Raw genomic sequence first — 13,227 nt, 5'->3', positions numbered from 1 at the left:
TACGGCGTAACCCGACATCCCCATCAGCGTGGCAATCGTTCCAGTGCATCCAGCAGCGGCAGCGCCGCGTCGGCGATGCGCTCCAGGCTGGCCTCGCGCAGGGCGGCGGTGTCCACCGTGTGGCCGGAGTCCAGCCTCGCCCAGCGCAGCAGCGCCGAACACGCGGCGGGCGTGTCGAACATGCCGTGCAAATAGCTGCCCAGGATTTGCGAGTCGCCCGATACGGCCCCCTCGGGCCGTCCATCGATCATGAACGCCGGCTGCCGCAGGGCGGCGCCCTGCGAGACGCCCATGTGGATTTCATAGCCTGCCACGCGCGCATCGTCCGCGCCGGCAAATGCGCAGTGCCCTGCCACCTGTTGCAGGCGTTTTTCCGCCGTCAGTTCAGTCACCATGTCGAGCAGGCCCAGTGCCGTTGACTCTCCCGCCACGCCTTCCACGCCCAGCGGATCGCGCACGCTGTGTCCCAGCATCTGGAAGCCGCCGCAGATGCCGATGACCTTGCCGCCGTAGCGCAGGTGCCTGGCCAGATAGGCGGGCCAGCCCTGCTGCTGCAGCCAGGCCAGGTCGCCGCGCGTGTTCTTGCTGCCGGGCAGGATCACCAGGTCGGCCGGCGGAATCGGCTGTCCTTGTTGGATGAATTGCAGGTCGATGCCGGGATGGGTGCGCAGCGCATCGACATCCGTGTGGTTGCTGATGCGCGGCAGTTGCGGCACCAGCACCTTGAAGGCGCCGCGTTCTGTCTGCGTCGCTTCGACGGCGTCTTCCGCGTCGAGGAACAAGCCTTGCAGGTAGGGCAGCACGGCCAGCACGGGCTTGCCAGTCTGCTGCTCCAGCCAGTCGATGCCCGGTTGTAGCAGCGAGATGTCGCCGCGGAAGCGGTTGATGACAAAGCCGAGGATGCGCGCGCGCTCGCTGTCGGACAAACACGCCAGGGTGCCGATGATGTGCGCGAAGACGCCGCCACGGTCGATGTCGGCCACCAGAATCACGGGACAGTCGACGGCTTCGGCAAAGCCCATGTTGGCGATGTCGCGCGCACGCAGGTTGACTTCGGCGGGGCTGCCGGCGCCTTCGACGATGACGGCGTCGTACTGCTGGCGCAGGCGCGCGAAAGATTCGAGCACGGCGCCCATGGCGATGGTTTTATATTGCTGGTAGTCGCGCGCATCCATCTCGGCGCGCACCTTGCCATGGATGATCACCTGCGCGCCCGTGTTCGACGACGGTTTCAAGAGTACCGGATTCATGTCCGTGTGCGGCGCGATGCCGCAGGCCAGTGCCTGCAAGGCTTGCGCGCGGCCGATTTCTCCGCCGTCCGCCGTCACGGCGCTATTCAAGGCCATGTTTTGCGGCTTGAAGGGCGCCACCGTCACGCCGCGGCGCATCAACAATCGGCACAAGGCTGCAACGACGGTACTCTTGCCCGCGTCGGACGTCGTGCCTTGCACCATCAGGGCGGGGAAGGGAGTCTTCATGCCTGTTGTACCTGCCACTGCGCGATGATGTCGCTGATCTGGCGCAGCCCTTCGGTAATCGCCGCCGGACCGGGCGACAGGATGTCGGGCGACTTGATCTCGAACAGCATGTCATTGCGCACGGCGGGAATCGCCTCCCAGCCCGGGCGTGCCGCCAGTTGCGCGGGCTGGAACTTCTTGCCGCACCAGCTGGCGAGGATGATGTCGGGCGCGCGCCGCACCACGGCCACAGGATCGGCGATGATGCGCTCTTTCGCGCCCGGGTGCGCGGACAATTCCGGGAAGGCGTCCGTGCCGCCGGCGATGCCGATCAATTCCGCCGCCCAGCCGATGCCGCTCATCAGCGGCTCATTCCACTCTTCAAAGTACATCACGGGCTTGCGCGTCCAGGCGGCGGCGCGGGCCCGGGCGGCGGCGATATCCGCGCGCAGGCTGGCGATCAGTTCGCGGCCGGCGTCCTCGCGCTGCACCAGCGCGGCCAGTACGGCGATCATGCGCAGGATGCCGTCCACCGTGCGCTGGTTGAACTGGTGCACTTCGATGCCGGCCTTGACCAGGTCGCGGCAGATATCGGCCTGCATGTCGCAAAAGCCGATCACGAGATCCGGTTTCACTGCCAGTATGCGTTCCAGGTTGGTCGACGAAAAGCCGCTGATCTTGGTCTTTTCCTCGCGTGCACGGGGAGGGCGCACGGTGAAGCCGGAAATGCCTGCGATGACGTCTTCGGCGCCCAGCGCATACAGCGTTTCCACGGCTTCCGTCGACAGGCAGGCGATGCGCTGATAGTGACTCATGGCGCCGTCTTGGCTGCGGGAGCGCTGCGGCGCTGGCGGGCCACCTCCAGTTGCTCGCACATGGCGGCGGTGCCCTCGATCATGCGCGGGCCGGCGCGGTTCAGCAGGTCGCCATTCAGGCGGAACAGATTATTCCTGCGCACGGCCGTCATCGACGGGAAGGCGCGCCACATGGCCAGGCCGCCTTCGCTGCGCGGATCGCTTTTTTCGCTGGTGCCGAAAATGACTTCCGGATCTTCCTGCAGCACGCCTTCCGGCGTGACGACGGGTGCCACCACCTTCATCGCGGCAAAGATATTCTGCGCGCCGCATACGCGCATGGAGTCGCTGATGATGCTCGCGCCGCTCAAGGTATACAGGGGCTTGTCCCACACCTGGTAAAACACGCGCACGGGCGGGCGCTGCGCATACTGGGCCGTCAGGCTGGCCAGTTTGGCGCGTAGCTGCGCGGCGGCCGGCTTGGCGGTTTTTTCCGTTCCCATCAGTTGCCCCAGGCGCTCCATGCTGTCCGGGATGTCGGCCAGCTTGCGCGGCTCGCTGTGATAAATCGGCACCTTCAGCTGGCGCAGCATGGCGATCTGGCGCTCGGCGCTGCCATGCATCCACACGACGATCAGGTCCGGCTTCATGGCGATGATGCGTTCCATGTCGTACTGGCGGTTGTCGCCTACCTGCGGGATTTTTTTGGCAGCTTCCGGATAGTCGCTATAGCTGACGACACCGGCGATTTTCTCGCCGCCACCGGCTGCGAACAGCAGCTCCGTGACGTGCGGTGCCAGCGCCAGGATGCGCTGCGCGGGCTTGGCCAGGGTGACGGTATTGCCATCGTCATCGCGCACGGTGATGGCGGCGTGTGCCTGGGTCGAGATCAGTCCCGCCAGCAGCAGTGCTGTTTTCAAGTGGTTCATAGCTTCTTCCATGTGGTGAGTGCCTGTTCCAGCTGGAGCCAGGCGTCTTCGTTCGGCGGCAAGCCCAGGCGGATGCCGTAGGCGGCGTGGCGGAACAGGCGCACCCAGATGCCCTGCTGCGCCATGTGGTGCCAGAAGGCTTCGGCGTCTTCTTCCGGCCACCATTGAAACAGCGCGCAGCCGCCGCTGGCGATGCCGTGGCTGGCAAGCAGCTGGCGCAGGCGTTCGCCTTCGTCGCGCAGGCGCAGGCGCATCGCATCCTGCCAGCGCGCGTCGGTCAGCGCGGCCAGGGCCACTTGCTGCGCCGGGCCGCTGACGGTCCATGGCCCCAGCATGTCGGCCAGCTTGCTGAGCAGCTCGGGATGAGCGGCGACAAAGCCCAGGCGCAGTCCCGCCAGGCCAAAGAATTTACCGACCGAGCGCAGCACGATGAGTCCCGGCTGGCCCGCATGCGGTCCCAGGCCCGCATGCGGTCCCAGGCCCGCTTGCGCCTGCGTGTCGCCAAACGCTTCATCGACCACCAGCCAGCCGCCGCGCTGGGCCAGCCTGTTTGCCCAGTCCAGCAGCACCTCGGGCGCGATGTGCGCGCCGGTGGGGTTGTTCGGGTTGCAGACAACCATCACGTCGCAGCTGTCCACCGCATTGGCCAGCTGCGCATACGGTACATGCCGCAAGCTGTGGCCGTGCTGGCCCCAGTGGTGCGCGTGCTCCGCGTACGAGGGCGCGGCGACCACCACGCAGGACGGCGCGCGCAGCCGGGGCAAGGCCTGGATGGCCGCCTGCGTGCCGGCCACCGGCAGCATGGCTGGCGCGTGATAGTAGGCACAAGCGGCGGCGGCCAGCGCCGGGTTGCTTTCCGGCAGACGGTGCCAGGCGCTGGCGCTGCTGGCGGGCACGGGATAGCCGTGCGGATTGATACCGGTCGACAGGTCGATCCATTCGGCCAGTGGTCGTCCATATTCGCGCGCGGCGTCGCGCAGGTTGCCGCCATGTTCAAGCAAGGTATTTCCCCCGCAGGTAATACAGCCCGGCCAGCAGCGCCACCCAGATCAGCCACAGCACGGCCGTTTCGGCCACCAGGCGCCAGGCGCGGTCGATGTCGCGCGCTTCGGCCGGACGGCCGGCGCCCAGCGGCGGGCGGCGTTCCAGCTCGCCGTCGTAGATGGCGTCTCCACCCAGGGCCAGGCCGAGGGCACCTGCGCCGCTGGCCATCACGGGCCCCGCGTTCGGGCTGCCCCAGCTGGGGGCCTGGCTGCGCCAGCAGTGCCAGGCGCGTTTTTTATCCGCCATGGTCTTGCCCATGACGACATACGACAGGGCCGTCAGGCGCGCCGGCAGGTAATTCAATAGGTCGTCGATGCGCGCGGCGCAGCAGCCGAACCAGTCATAACGTTCGTTGCGGTAGCCCCACATGGCGTCGAGGGTATTCGCCAGGCGGAACAGCACGGCGCCAGGGCCGCCCGCCACGGCAAACCAGAACAGGGTGCCGAAGACGGCATCGTTGCCGTTTTCCAGCAAGGATTCCGTGCTGGCCTTGGCCAGGCTGGCCGCATCGGCGTTGGCCGTGTCGCGGCTGACGATGCGCGCTGTCAGCAGGCGTGCGTTGTCCAGGTCATCCATGGCCAGGGCTTCGGCGATCGGCTGATTGTGGTCGCGCAAGCTACGCAGGCCCAGACATAGATATAGCAGGAAGACATGCAGGGCGGCACCCGCCAGGCCGCACAGCCACCAGGCGGCATAGCTGATCGGCAGCACGGCCAGCGACCACGCCAGCGCGCCGCGCAGAAAAAGCCCACGGCCCCGGTTCAGCAGGCGTTCGAGCGCGCTGGCGAGGCGGCCAAAGCCCACCAGCGGATGCCAGCGGCGCGTCTCGCCCAGGATCAGATCGAGCAGCACGCTGGCCGTCATCAGGCCTGCCAGCATGGGCAGCGACAAGCCGCTCAGCATGGGGCGCCTTTCAGGTGCAGGGGCAGGCCGGCGGCGACAAACACGGCCCTGTCGCAGATGGCCGCCACGGCCTGGTTCAGACGGCCCGCTTCATCGGTGAAGCAGCGCGAGATGGCGCCATACGGCACGATGCCCATGCCCACTTCGTTCGACACCAGCACAAGGTCGCAGCCGGTGTCTTCGATTTCGGCCAGCGCGTACAGCAGGTGCGCGCGCTCGCTGTGGAACAGTTCGGGCAGGGCGATGTCGCCCACGTCCGGATACGTTTCGCCGCTGGAAAACATCAGGTTCGTCAGCCACAAGGTCAGGCAGTCGACCAGCAGCAGGCGCCCGGGCAATGCTTCCCGCAGGATGGCGTCGCCCAGGCGCAGCGGCTCTTCCAGTGTCGCCCACTCGGCCGGACGTTGCGCACGGTGGTGCCTGACGCGCGTGGCCATCTCCTCATCGCCCGCCTGTGCTGTGGCGATATAGACGATTTCCTTGCCCGACTCGCAGGCCAGCTTTTCCGCATAGGCGCTCTTGCCCGAACGGGCGCCGCCGAAGACCAGGGTGCGTGTCATGGCGCTGTTACCACTCGGTGCCGAGTTGCGCGCCGATGCCGGCCGCATACGCATGTTTGACGACGGCCATTTCGGTGACGGTGTCGGCGATGGCGATCAATTCGTCCGGCGCGCCGCGGCCCGTGATGACCACGTGCTGCATGGCCGGGCGTTCCAGCAGGTCGGCGATGACTTTATGCACATCGAGGTAGTTGTATTTGAGGGCGATATTGAGTTCGTCGAACAGCACCAGGCCATAGCTGGGGTCGGCCAGGAAGGTCTTTGCCTGCTCCCATGCCAGTTCGGCTTTTTCGATGTCGCGTTCGCGGTTCTGCGTTTCCCAGGTATAGCCTTCGCCCATCGCATGAAAGCTGATTTCGTCGGGGAAGCGGCGCAGGAATTTTTCTTCGCCCGTCGACATGGCACCCTTGATGAACTGCACCACGCCCACCTTCATGCCGTGGCCCATGGCGCGGATGGCCATGCCGAAGCCGCTCGAACTCTTGCCCTTGCCATTGCCCGTATTGACGATGATGATGCCGATTTCCTTGTCGGCCTTGGCGATGGCCGCGTCGATGATGGCCTTCTTGCGCTCCATGCGCACGCGGTGGCGTTGATTTATAGCTGCGGTATTAGCGGCGGTGTCCGCGTCGATGTTGTTGCTCATGTCTGATCCTCTTTCGGTATGAATATCTTGCGTTTGCCGTGGGCTATGATCTCGATAGGGTGGCCCAGGTAGTCGCCCAGAATGGATGCCTGCATCACCTCGGCCACGGAGCCGGCCAGCCAGCCGCCGTCGCCCATCAGCAGCAGCGCATGCGTCGAGACGCTGTGCGCCAGATTCAGGTCATGGCCTACCATCACCACGGTTTTATTTTGTTCGCGGCACAGTTTCGACAGCAGGCCCATGACGCTGACCTGGTGCGCCAGGTCCAGCGCATTGGCCGGTTCGTCCAGCAGCAGCAAGGGCGTATCCTGCGCCAGCATGGCGGCGATCGCCACGCGCTGGCGTTCGCCGCCGGACAGGCTGCGCACGTCGCGCTCGGCCAGGTGTTCCACTTCCATCGATGCCAGCGCCGCCAGGGCGACACGCTGGTCGTCGCTGCCTTCCCAGTAATGGTTGTCGTGATACGGGTGGCGCGCCGACAGCACGGTTTCGATGACGCGGTACGAGAATGCATCGTGGCGCGCTTGCGCCAGGAAGGCCCGTTCACGCGCCAGCGCCTCCAGCGGCCAGTCGACCAGGGCGCGGCCCTGTATCGTCACGTGGCCCGCATCGGGTTCGCGCAAGCCGGCCAGCGCTCGCAGCAAGGTGCTCTTGCCCGCGCCATTGCGGCCGATCACGCTCCAGCATTCGCCATCCCTGATGTGCCAGGCGAGGTTTTCCACCAGGCAGCGCGTGCCCGCCTTCAGGCCGAGTTGGTAGGTGCGTATCATGTGCGGCGCAATCGATGGAGCTGGTACAGGAAGACGGGCGCGCCTATCATGGCCGTGACGACGCCGACGGGCAGCTGCAAGGGGGCCAGCACGGTACGCGCCAACGTGTCCGCCAGCACGAGGAAGGTGCCGCCGGCCAGCGCGGCGGCGGGAATCAAGAGGCGATGATCGGGGCCGCAGGCAAAGCGCAGTGCATGCGGCACGATCAGGCCGACAAAACCCACGCTGCCGGCGCTGGTGACGGCGCTGGCCGTGAGCAGGCCGGAACAGAAGAACAGGCCCTTGCGCAGGGCGCCCACGCGTACGCCCAGGGTGCTGGCCGCTTCCGCGTGCAGCGCCATGATGTTCAGCGAACGCGCGCAGCGCAAGGCGAAGACCAGGGCGCCGGCCAGGACCAGCCAGGGCATCAGCCGCGCGGGAGTGCCGGCCAGGTCGCCGATCATCCAGAACACCATGCTGCGCAAGCGGCTTTCCGGGGCAATCGACAGCATCAGCGTGACGATGGCCATGCAGGCCGAGGCCAGGATCACGCCTGTCAGCAGCAAGAGCGAGGCGCCGCCTTCGGCCGCCGTGCCGCCGCGCAGGTCGCGGCGGGCAAAGAAATACAGCAGCATGGACACGCCGATGGCGCCGGCAAAGGCGGCAGCGTCGACCACCCACAGCGCGCACATGAACAGCAGCGCGGCCAGCGCGCCAACGGAGGCGCCGGCGGAAATGCCCAGCACGTACGGGTCGGCCAGGGGATTGCGCAGCAGCGCCTGCATCATGACGCCGGCCAGCGACAGCGCTGCGCCCGTGACAAACGCGGTCAGCGCGCGGCCCAGGCGCAGGTCGAGCAGGGTGGCGGCGAGGGTATCGGTCTTGCCCTGCACCACATGGAACAGGGCGGACGGCAGGTCGGCGAGCGGAATCGCGATCGAACCGATCATGCCGGAGAAAATCAGGCTGGCAATTGCGCACACGATCAGTACCGTGAGGATCACGGTGGCGCGGTGGCGCATGTTGCGGAAAAATGGGTGCATGTACTGCCTTAAAAACGGGGACTGCAGAACTGCATCCGCGGGCGACGGCGGCATGCCATCGCCCGCAGCTTACATCATTACAACATGGTTATTTCGAGCCGTAACGCAGGCCGACGAAGAAGTTGGAGCCGGCGGTATTGTAGTTACGTGCCAGTTCATACTTCTTGTCAGTGATATTGTTCCAGCGTGCCAGTACTGACCAGTCACGTGCCACTTGATAGGTCGCGAACAGGTTGACCAGGCCATAACCGCCCAGGCTGGTCGTGTTGGCAGGATTTTCAAAGCGTTTGCCCGACAATTGCCATTCGGCGCCTGTGTTCAGTTGACCGATGCTGTAGTCGGCTGCAAAGTTGGCGTGACGCTTGGCGCGGCGCACCAGCGATTTGTCCAGGGTTTGATCGCGTGGATCTTGCAGGTCGATATTGCCGCTGAGGCCAAAGTCGCCAAACTTGCGGCGGCCGGTCAGGGTGATGCCTTCCAGTAATGCCTTGTTGACGTTGTAGGCGCAGCCGAACGGATGCGTGGCCACTTCAACCGGACAGGTATCCGCATAAATCAGCAAATCGGTTACACGATTGTGATAGTACACGGCGCTCAGTTGCGTCTTGCCATCATCGTAGCGCAGGCCAACTTCCGCATTGCGGCCTTTTTCAGGACGGTTGCTGGCAATGCCGTAACCTGGGTAATACAGTTCATTGTAGGTGGGCTGGCGGAAGCTGGTGCCATAGCTGGCGGTAGCGCGCAAGGCATTGTTGATCTGGTAGCCGTAACCAAGGCTGCCAGTGGTGGTCGAACCGGTTTCCGACATCTTGTCGCGACGCAGGCTGGCGCTGAGCAGGTGCTGCTCGCGCTTCATGGTGTAGGACGCTGCCAGCGACTTGGTGTCGCGGGCACGATTCAAGATTGGCTTGGCGCTGGAGACGACTTCTTCCTTGCGGTAGCTGGCCAGCAATTGCAGCGTGTCGATACCGATGGCGATGTCATTTTGCCAGTCGAAAGTCGATTGCTTGGTTTCCAGAGAGCTCTTGCCGGCCGCGCCCGCAGAGGTGTCCTCGTTGGCCTTGTCGCGTGCTTCGGCAACTTGGACCTTGCTGTGCCAGCCTGGAACGAATTCATTGTTCATGAATACGCCGATGTTTTCCAGTTTCTGATTGCTGCGCGTATCGTAGCCAGGGCCGCTGTCGTACTGGGCTTCAAGTTTGCTGTTCATGAACACCAGGCCCAGGTCGTGCCCCTTGGCCAACTGGAAGCCAAGCTGGCCCGTGACGCTTTTCTTGTCGTAGCCGTCTTTGTCGGCGTTGTAAGAGAAATTACCTGGTTTGGTGGCCGAAAAGCCGTCGCTTTTTTCCTTGCTGACGTTCAGCGAGTAGCTGAGGCTATTGTAGCCACCGGTTGCACCCGAAACGCTGGCGTCATATTGACGCGTGGCATCGCTGCCAAAGCCGACCGATGCGCCAACCACTGGCGTGCCGCTGCCTTTTTTGGTGAAAATCTGGATGACGCCGCCGATGGCGTCGGCACCGTACAGGGTGCTCAATGGGCCGTAGACGATCTCGATACGGTCGATATTGGCCAGTGGAACCGGGCTCCAGTTGGCGGTACCCAGGGTCGAGGAACCGATGCGGACGCCGTCCACCAGAACGATATTCTGGGTACTGTTCGCGCCACGAATGAACACCGACGCCGCCGTGCCTGCGCCGCCATTGCGCGTCACTTCGATGCCGCGCTGCTTTTGCAGCAACTCGGTCACGGAACCAGCGCCCGAACGTGCGATGTCTTCGCTGGTAATGATGGCCGTATTGGCCAGCAATTCGCTGGCTTTTTGTGGAGTGCGGGTCGCGGTAACGATCACCGGGTCGAAGGTATCTGGCGTGGCTTGGGCGAAAGCGGCAGGCGCGGCAATGGCTAGCGCGAGCGACGTGAGGGCCGCGTGGCGGGAAACAGCATGGGTCATGATAATTTTCAGTAAGTAATATGCAACCAGCCGACGTCCCCGTAGGCCAGATTGAACAGAAGTGGGAACTGACGATGACGATCGAAGATGGCCATGGGCCATTCGGATCGCGAACATCCCCGTTCGCACACTTCCACCTGTCCTGGCCGGTATCCGGGCTGGCAAGTACGGCTATCCCACCTTCCCATGCTCGATGATTGCAAGCACAGTGGTTGTCAGAGATAGCTTGTCGCCCGCTTCCTGTCGGGAGGGGCGACACTTGCTTACCGTTGCGGGGGCAGCACACGCTCGCCGCGGGAGCGGCATCGTGTTTCCCGTTTAACTGCGCTCATGGACATGAGCGCGGGCACCAAAACCCCGCCATTATACGTGCAGCAGGCGTGGACTGAAATGCCTGGCTGGACGATTCGATATCAGAAATCGACGACGACCGTCGCGCCGTAGGCGATTTTATGGGCGGAACGGGCCGCCAGCAGGGCGGTTTCTTCCAATGGCAGCCGGGCTTGCAGTGCCGACAGCAGGCGGATGGTGCCCGCGTGGCAGATGATGACTGCCGTTTCGTGTTGTTCGCGCAACAGATCGCCTAAAAACGCATCGACGCGGGCGGCCATCGCCAGCACATTCTCACCCCCGCCGGGGCGGTACCAGGCCAGATCGGCGGCCCAGGCATCGATGTCCGCGCGTGCAATCGCGTGCCAGGGCTGCATTTCCCACGCGCCGAAATCCATCTCGGCCAGCCTCGCGTCGAAGTGCAAGCAGCTGGAAGGCAAGTCTTGCGCCAAGGCTGTCGCCAGGCCGGCGCAGCGGCGCAACGGGCTGGCATACAGCGGCACGCCGGCCGGCAGCGTTGCTTGCAGGCTGGCGCGCACCGTGGCCATTTCGTGCTGCGCCACCGCCACGTCGCTGCGGCCATAGCAGGTGCCGCTGGTCACCTGCGGGGCGGGGTGGCGCACTAAAATCAGTCGCATGTTAATACAAGCGTATGGGAGGCTGGAAGCTGGACAGGATGGCCAGGTAAATCGCCACTTCCGCCAGTTGCTGTACTGCGCCCAGGCAGTCGCCTGTGTAACCTTGCAGGCGGTGCTGGCATTTGCGGCCCAGCCAGAATGCGACAGCTGCTGCCACCACGATGGCAAAGACCAGCGCAGCCCAGTTAAATATCCCCAGCACGCCGCAGGCGATGGCGGGCAGCAGGGCGCAGGTGGCGGCGATGATGAACTCTCCGGTAGTCATTTCTTGTGCCATGGGCTTGGCCTTGCCTTCGTCGCGCGCATAGTCCATGACCCATATCAGCGAGACGGCGGCCAGGCGAGACAAAGGATGGGCGATGAATAATGTCGCCACCAGCGTGGCGGGCGGCAGCGAAGCGAGCGCCGCGCATTTGATGGCGAGCAGGCAGATGATGCCGATGGCGCCATACGCGCCGATGCGCGAATCCTTCATGATTTCCAGTACCCGCTCGCGCGTCAGCCCACCGCCAAAGCCATCGCACATGTCGGCGAAGCCGTCTTCATGGAAGGCGCCCGTCAGATAAATGCCGGCGGCGACGGCCAGCAGCACGGCCACCGCCGAAGGCAGGAGCCAGCTGGCCAGCAGATACACTGCGCCGGAAATGGCCGCCACCACCACGCCGACCAGCGGAAAGTAGCGCGAGGCGTGTTGCAGCCATGCCGGCTCGAAGCCCACCCAGCGCGGGATCGGCAGGCGCGTGAAGAACTGCAGCGCAATGAAGAAGAGGCGGCACTGATGGACTGCGGCGGAAACGGGATTGGTCATGGTCTTAGTCTGGCGTGGACTTTTCGCTGACCTGGGCCGAGGCGAAGGTCGCCATCTCGCGCATGAAGTTGACGGCCGCGTGCAGCAGCGGCAAAGCCAGCGCCGAACCCGTGCCTTCGCCGAGGCGCAAGTCGAGGTGCAGCAGGGGACGCGCGTCCAGGCTGGCCAGCAGCTGGCGGTGGCCGTTTTCATCGGAGCAGTGCGAAAACACGCAGTAATCGAGGATGGCCGGCTGCAATCGGGCCGCCACCAGCAGGGCGCTGCTGACGATGAAGCCATCGATCAGCAAAATCATGCGTCGTTCGGCCGCTTTGAGCATGGCACCTGCCATCATGGCGATCTCGAAACCGCCGAAGGTAGCCAGTACGTCGAGCGTATCATTGACTGCCGCATGATGGGCGACGGCCGCTTCGATCACATGCTGTTTGTGCAATATGCCTTCCTTGGACAGGCCGGTGCCGGCGCCCACACAGTCGGCGACCGGTGTTTGCGTCAGCTTGTGCATCAGCGCGGCGGCAGCGGTGGTGTTGCCGATGCCCATTTCGCCAAAGCCCAGCACATTGCCATCGAGCGTGGCGACCAAGTCCATGCCCGCCTGCATGGCGGCCAGGCATTGCTCTTTGCTCATGGCGGGCTCTTTGGCGAAGTTGCGGGTGCCGGGGCCTTGCTTGCGGTCGAGCAAGCCGTCGCGCGGGCCGAAGTCGTGGTTGACGCCTGCATCTACTATATAGAGGGCGCAATCGTTCTGACGGGCAAAGACATTGATGGCAGCGCCGTTGGCCAGGAAATTTTCCACCATTTGCCAGGTCACGCTTTGTGGATAGGCGGAAATGCCTTCGGCGGCGACGCCATGGTCGGCCGCAAAAACGATGATGGCAGGCTGCTGCAATGCCAGTTGCGTGCTTTGCTGGATCAGGCCGATCTGATGGGCCAGGGTTTCCAGTAGTCCCAGGCTGCCCAGCGGCTTGGTCTTGCTATTGATGGCATGTTCGAGTGTGCTGGCCAGTGCGGGATTGGCGGTGGGGGTGATGTGTGGGATAGGCATGGGAGTCAAGGTGGGTGAGGTAGGGGATTGTTGGCGCTACGATATCACACAGCAATATTTGCCCAACTGCAAAATAGCCCTTGCAGGGCGTGCGGGGCTTTGCTATAGTTCGCCTCCCCAATGAGACGCAGCAGTTTGCGAAACAACGGGATCGCTGGAAACGGTGAGGGTAGTAAAAAAGAAGGTTGACGAAATTCTGAAAAAGCTTCATACTCTTCCTTCTTCGCAGCTGACAAACACAACGCTTTGTCGATAGCGCGAAAGCAGTACCGAATACCGTTCTTTAACAATTAACAGTCGATAAGTGTGGGCATTTGATGTAAGTGC

At 64.0% G+C, this 13,227-nt stretch carries 13 protein-coding genes and 1 riboswitch; all 13 genes read right to left on the bottom strand.

From position 1 onward, the window contains the following. Nucleotides 1-23 precede the first annotated feature (23 nt). Nucleotides 24-1,478 carry a cobyric acid synthase gene (locus O0882_RS27415; RefSeq protein WP_289953141.1) on the bottom strand — a complete coding sequence of 485 codons (1,455 nt, stop codon included), beginning with the start codon at nucleotides 1,476-1,478 and terminating at the stop codon, nucleotides 24-26. Continuing rightward, entirely contained in the window at nucleotides 1,475-2,272 is a 798-nt protein-coding gene (locus O0882_RS27410) for an ABC transporter substrate-binding protein (RefSeq protein WP_289953139.1), read from the bottom strand. Before O0882_RS27410 ends, O0882_RS27415 begins: the two co-directional genes overlap by 4 nt. Further along, on the bottom strand, nucleotides 2,269-3,180 hold the full coding sequence (locus tag O0882_RS27405) for a cobalamin-binding protein (RefSeq protein ID WP_289953138.1): 912 nt from the start codon (nucleotides 3,178-3,180) through the stop codon (nucleotides 2,269-2,271). The genes O0882_RS27410 and O0882_RS27405 overlap by 4 nt, the downstream gene beginning before the upstream one ends. Then, entirely contained in the window at nucleotides 3,177-4,181 is a 1,005-nt protein-coding gene (gene cobD / locus O0882_RS27400) for a threonine-phosphate decarboxylase CobD (protein WP_289953135.1), read from the bottom strand. The genes O0882_RS27405 and cobD overlap by 4 nt, the downstream gene beginning before the upstream one ends. Continuing rightward, nucleotides 4,174-5,127, bottom strand: coding sequence for an adenosylcobinamide-phosphate synthase CbiB (gene cbiB, locus O0882_RS27395; RefSeq protein WP_289953133.1), 954 nt, complete (start codon nucleotides 5,125-5,127; stop codon nucleotides 4,174-4,176). The genes cobD and cbiB overlap by 8 nt, the downstream gene beginning before the upstream one ends. After that, nucleotides 5,121-5,687: a bifunctional adenosylcobinamide kinase/adenosylcobinamide-phosphate guanylyltransferase gene (gene cobU, locus O0882_RS27390; RefSeq protein WP_289953131.1), complete on the bottom strand. Its 567-nt coding sequence runs from the start codon at nucleotides 5,685-5,687 to the stop codon at nucleotides 5,121-5,123. The genes cbiB and cobU overlap by 7 nt, the downstream gene beginning before the upstream one ends. A gap of 7 nt (nucleotides 5,688-5,694) precedes the next feature. After that, nucleotides 5,695-6,333, bottom strand: a complete 639-nt coding sequence (gene cobO, locus O0882_RS27385) for a cob(I)yrinic acid a,c-diamide adenosyltransferase (protein ID WP_289953129.1) — start codon at nucleotides 6,331-6,333, stop codon at nucleotides 5,695-5,697. Continuing rightward, nucleotides 6,330-7,103 carry an ABC transporter ATP-binding protein gene (locus O0882_RS27380; protein ID WP_289953128.1) on the bottom strand — a complete coding sequence of 258 codons (774 nt, stop codon included), beginning with the start codon at nucleotides 7,101-7,103 and terminating at the stop codon, nucleotides 6,330-6,332. The genes cobO and O0882_RS27380 overlap by 4 nt, the downstream gene beginning before the upstream one ends. Then, nucleotides 7,100-8,125, bottom strand: a complete 1,026-nt coding sequence (locus tag O0882_RS27375) for an iron ABC transporter permease (RefSeq protein WP_289953125.1) — start codon at nucleotides 8,123-8,125, stop codon at nucleotides 7,100-7,102. The genes O0882_RS27380 and O0882_RS27375 overlap by 4 nt, the downstream gene beginning before the upstream one ends. Before the next feature lie 88 nt (nucleotides 8,126-8,213). Continuing rightward, nucleotides 8,214-10,079 (bottom strand): TonB-dependent receptor, encoded by a 1,866-nt coding sequence (locus tag O0882_RS27370; RefSeq protein ID WP_289953123.1) that lies wholly within the window; start codon nucleotides 10,077-10,079, stop codon nucleotides 8,214-8,216. A 126-nt stretch (nucleotides 10,080-10,205) separates the two neighbouring features. After that, a riboswitch (cobalamin riboswitch) is annotated at nucleotides 10,206-10,448 on the bottom strand. Nucleotides 10,449-10,492: 44 nt separating this feature from the next. Beyond that, complete coding sequence (locus O0882_RS27365; protein WP_289953120.1) at nucleotides 10,493-11,047, bottom strand: histidine phosphatase family protein; 555 nt, start codon at nucleotides 11,045-11,047, stop codon at nucleotides 10,493-10,495. A gap of 1 nt (nucleotide 11,048) precedes the next feature. Continuing rightward, nucleotides 11,049-11,855 (bottom strand): adenosylcobinamide-GDP ribazoletransferase, encoded by an 807-nt coding sequence (locus O0882_RS27360; RefSeq protein ID WP_289953118.1) that lies wholly within the window; start codon nucleotides 11,853-11,855, stop codon nucleotides 11,049-11,051. Between the two features lie 4 nt (nucleotides 11,856-11,859). Then, a complete protein-coding gene (gene cobT / locus O0882_RS27355) occupies nucleotides 11,860-12,900 on the bottom strand; it encodes a nicotinate-nucleotide--dimethylbenzimidazole phosphoribosyltransferase (protein WP_289953116.1) in 1,041 nt (346 codons plus the stop codon). Between the last annotated feature and the right edge of the window lie 327 nt (nucleotides 12,901-13,227).

The organism is Janthinobacterium sp. SUN073 (assembly GCF_030397665.1).
GTDB lineage: Bacteria > Pseudomonadota > Gammaproteobacteria > Burkholderiales > Burkholderiaceae_D > Janthinobacterium.
The sequence above is the reverse complement of the archived record's forward strand: the minus strand, read 5'-3'. Positions and strand labels throughout refer to the sequence as shown.

Bases quoted from the DNA above. Each gene is read 5' to 3' on its own strand.
- O0882_RS27415 (WP_289953141.1), bottom strand. From the start codon at position 1,478: ATGAAGACTCCCTTCCCCGCCCTGATGGTGCAAGGCACGACGTCCGAC.
- O0882_RS27410 (WP_289953139.1), bottom strand. From the start codon at position 2,272: ATGAGTCACTATCAGCGCATCGCCTGCCTGTCGACGGAAGCCGTGGAA.
- O0882_RS27405 (WP_289953138.1), bottom strand. From the start codon at position 3,180: ATGAACCACTTGAAAACAGCACTGCTGCTGGCGGGACTGATCTCGACC.
- cbiB (WP_289953133.1), bottom strand. From the start codon at position 5,127: ATGCTGAGCGGCTTGTCGCTGCCCATGCTGGCAGGCCTGATGACGGCC.
- cobU (WP_289953131.1), bottom strand. From the start codon at position 5,687: ATGACACGCACCCTGGTCTTCGGCGGCGCCCGTTCGGGCAAGAGCGCC.
- cobO (WP_289953129.1), bottom strand. From the start codon at position 6,333: ATGAGCAACAACATCGACGCGGACACCGCCGCTAATACCGCAGCTATA.
- O0882_RS27380 (WP_289953128.1), bottom strand. From the start codon at position 7,103: ATGATACGCACCTACCAACTCGGCCTGAAGGCGGGCACGCGCTGCCTG.
- O0882_RS27375 (WP_289953125.1), bottom strand. From the start codon at position 8,125: ATGCACCCATTTTTCCGCAACATGCGCCACCGCGCCACCGTGATCCTC.
- O0882_RS27370 (WP_289953123.1), bottom strand. From the start codon at position 10,079: ATGACCCATGCTGTTTCCCGCCACGCGGCCCTCACGTCGCTCGCGCTA.
- O0882_RS27365 (WP_289953120.1), bottom strand. From the start codon at position 11,047: ATGCGACTGATTTTAGTGCGCCACCCCGCCCCGCAGGTGACCAGCGGC.
- O0882_RS27360 (WP_289953118.1), bottom strand. From the start codon at position 11,855: ATGACCAATCCCGTTTCCGCCGCAGTCCATCAGTGCCGCCTCTTCTTC.
- cobT (WP_289953116.1), bottom strand. From the start codon at position 12,900: ATGCCTATCCCACACATCACCCCCACCGCCAATCCCGCACTGGCCAGC.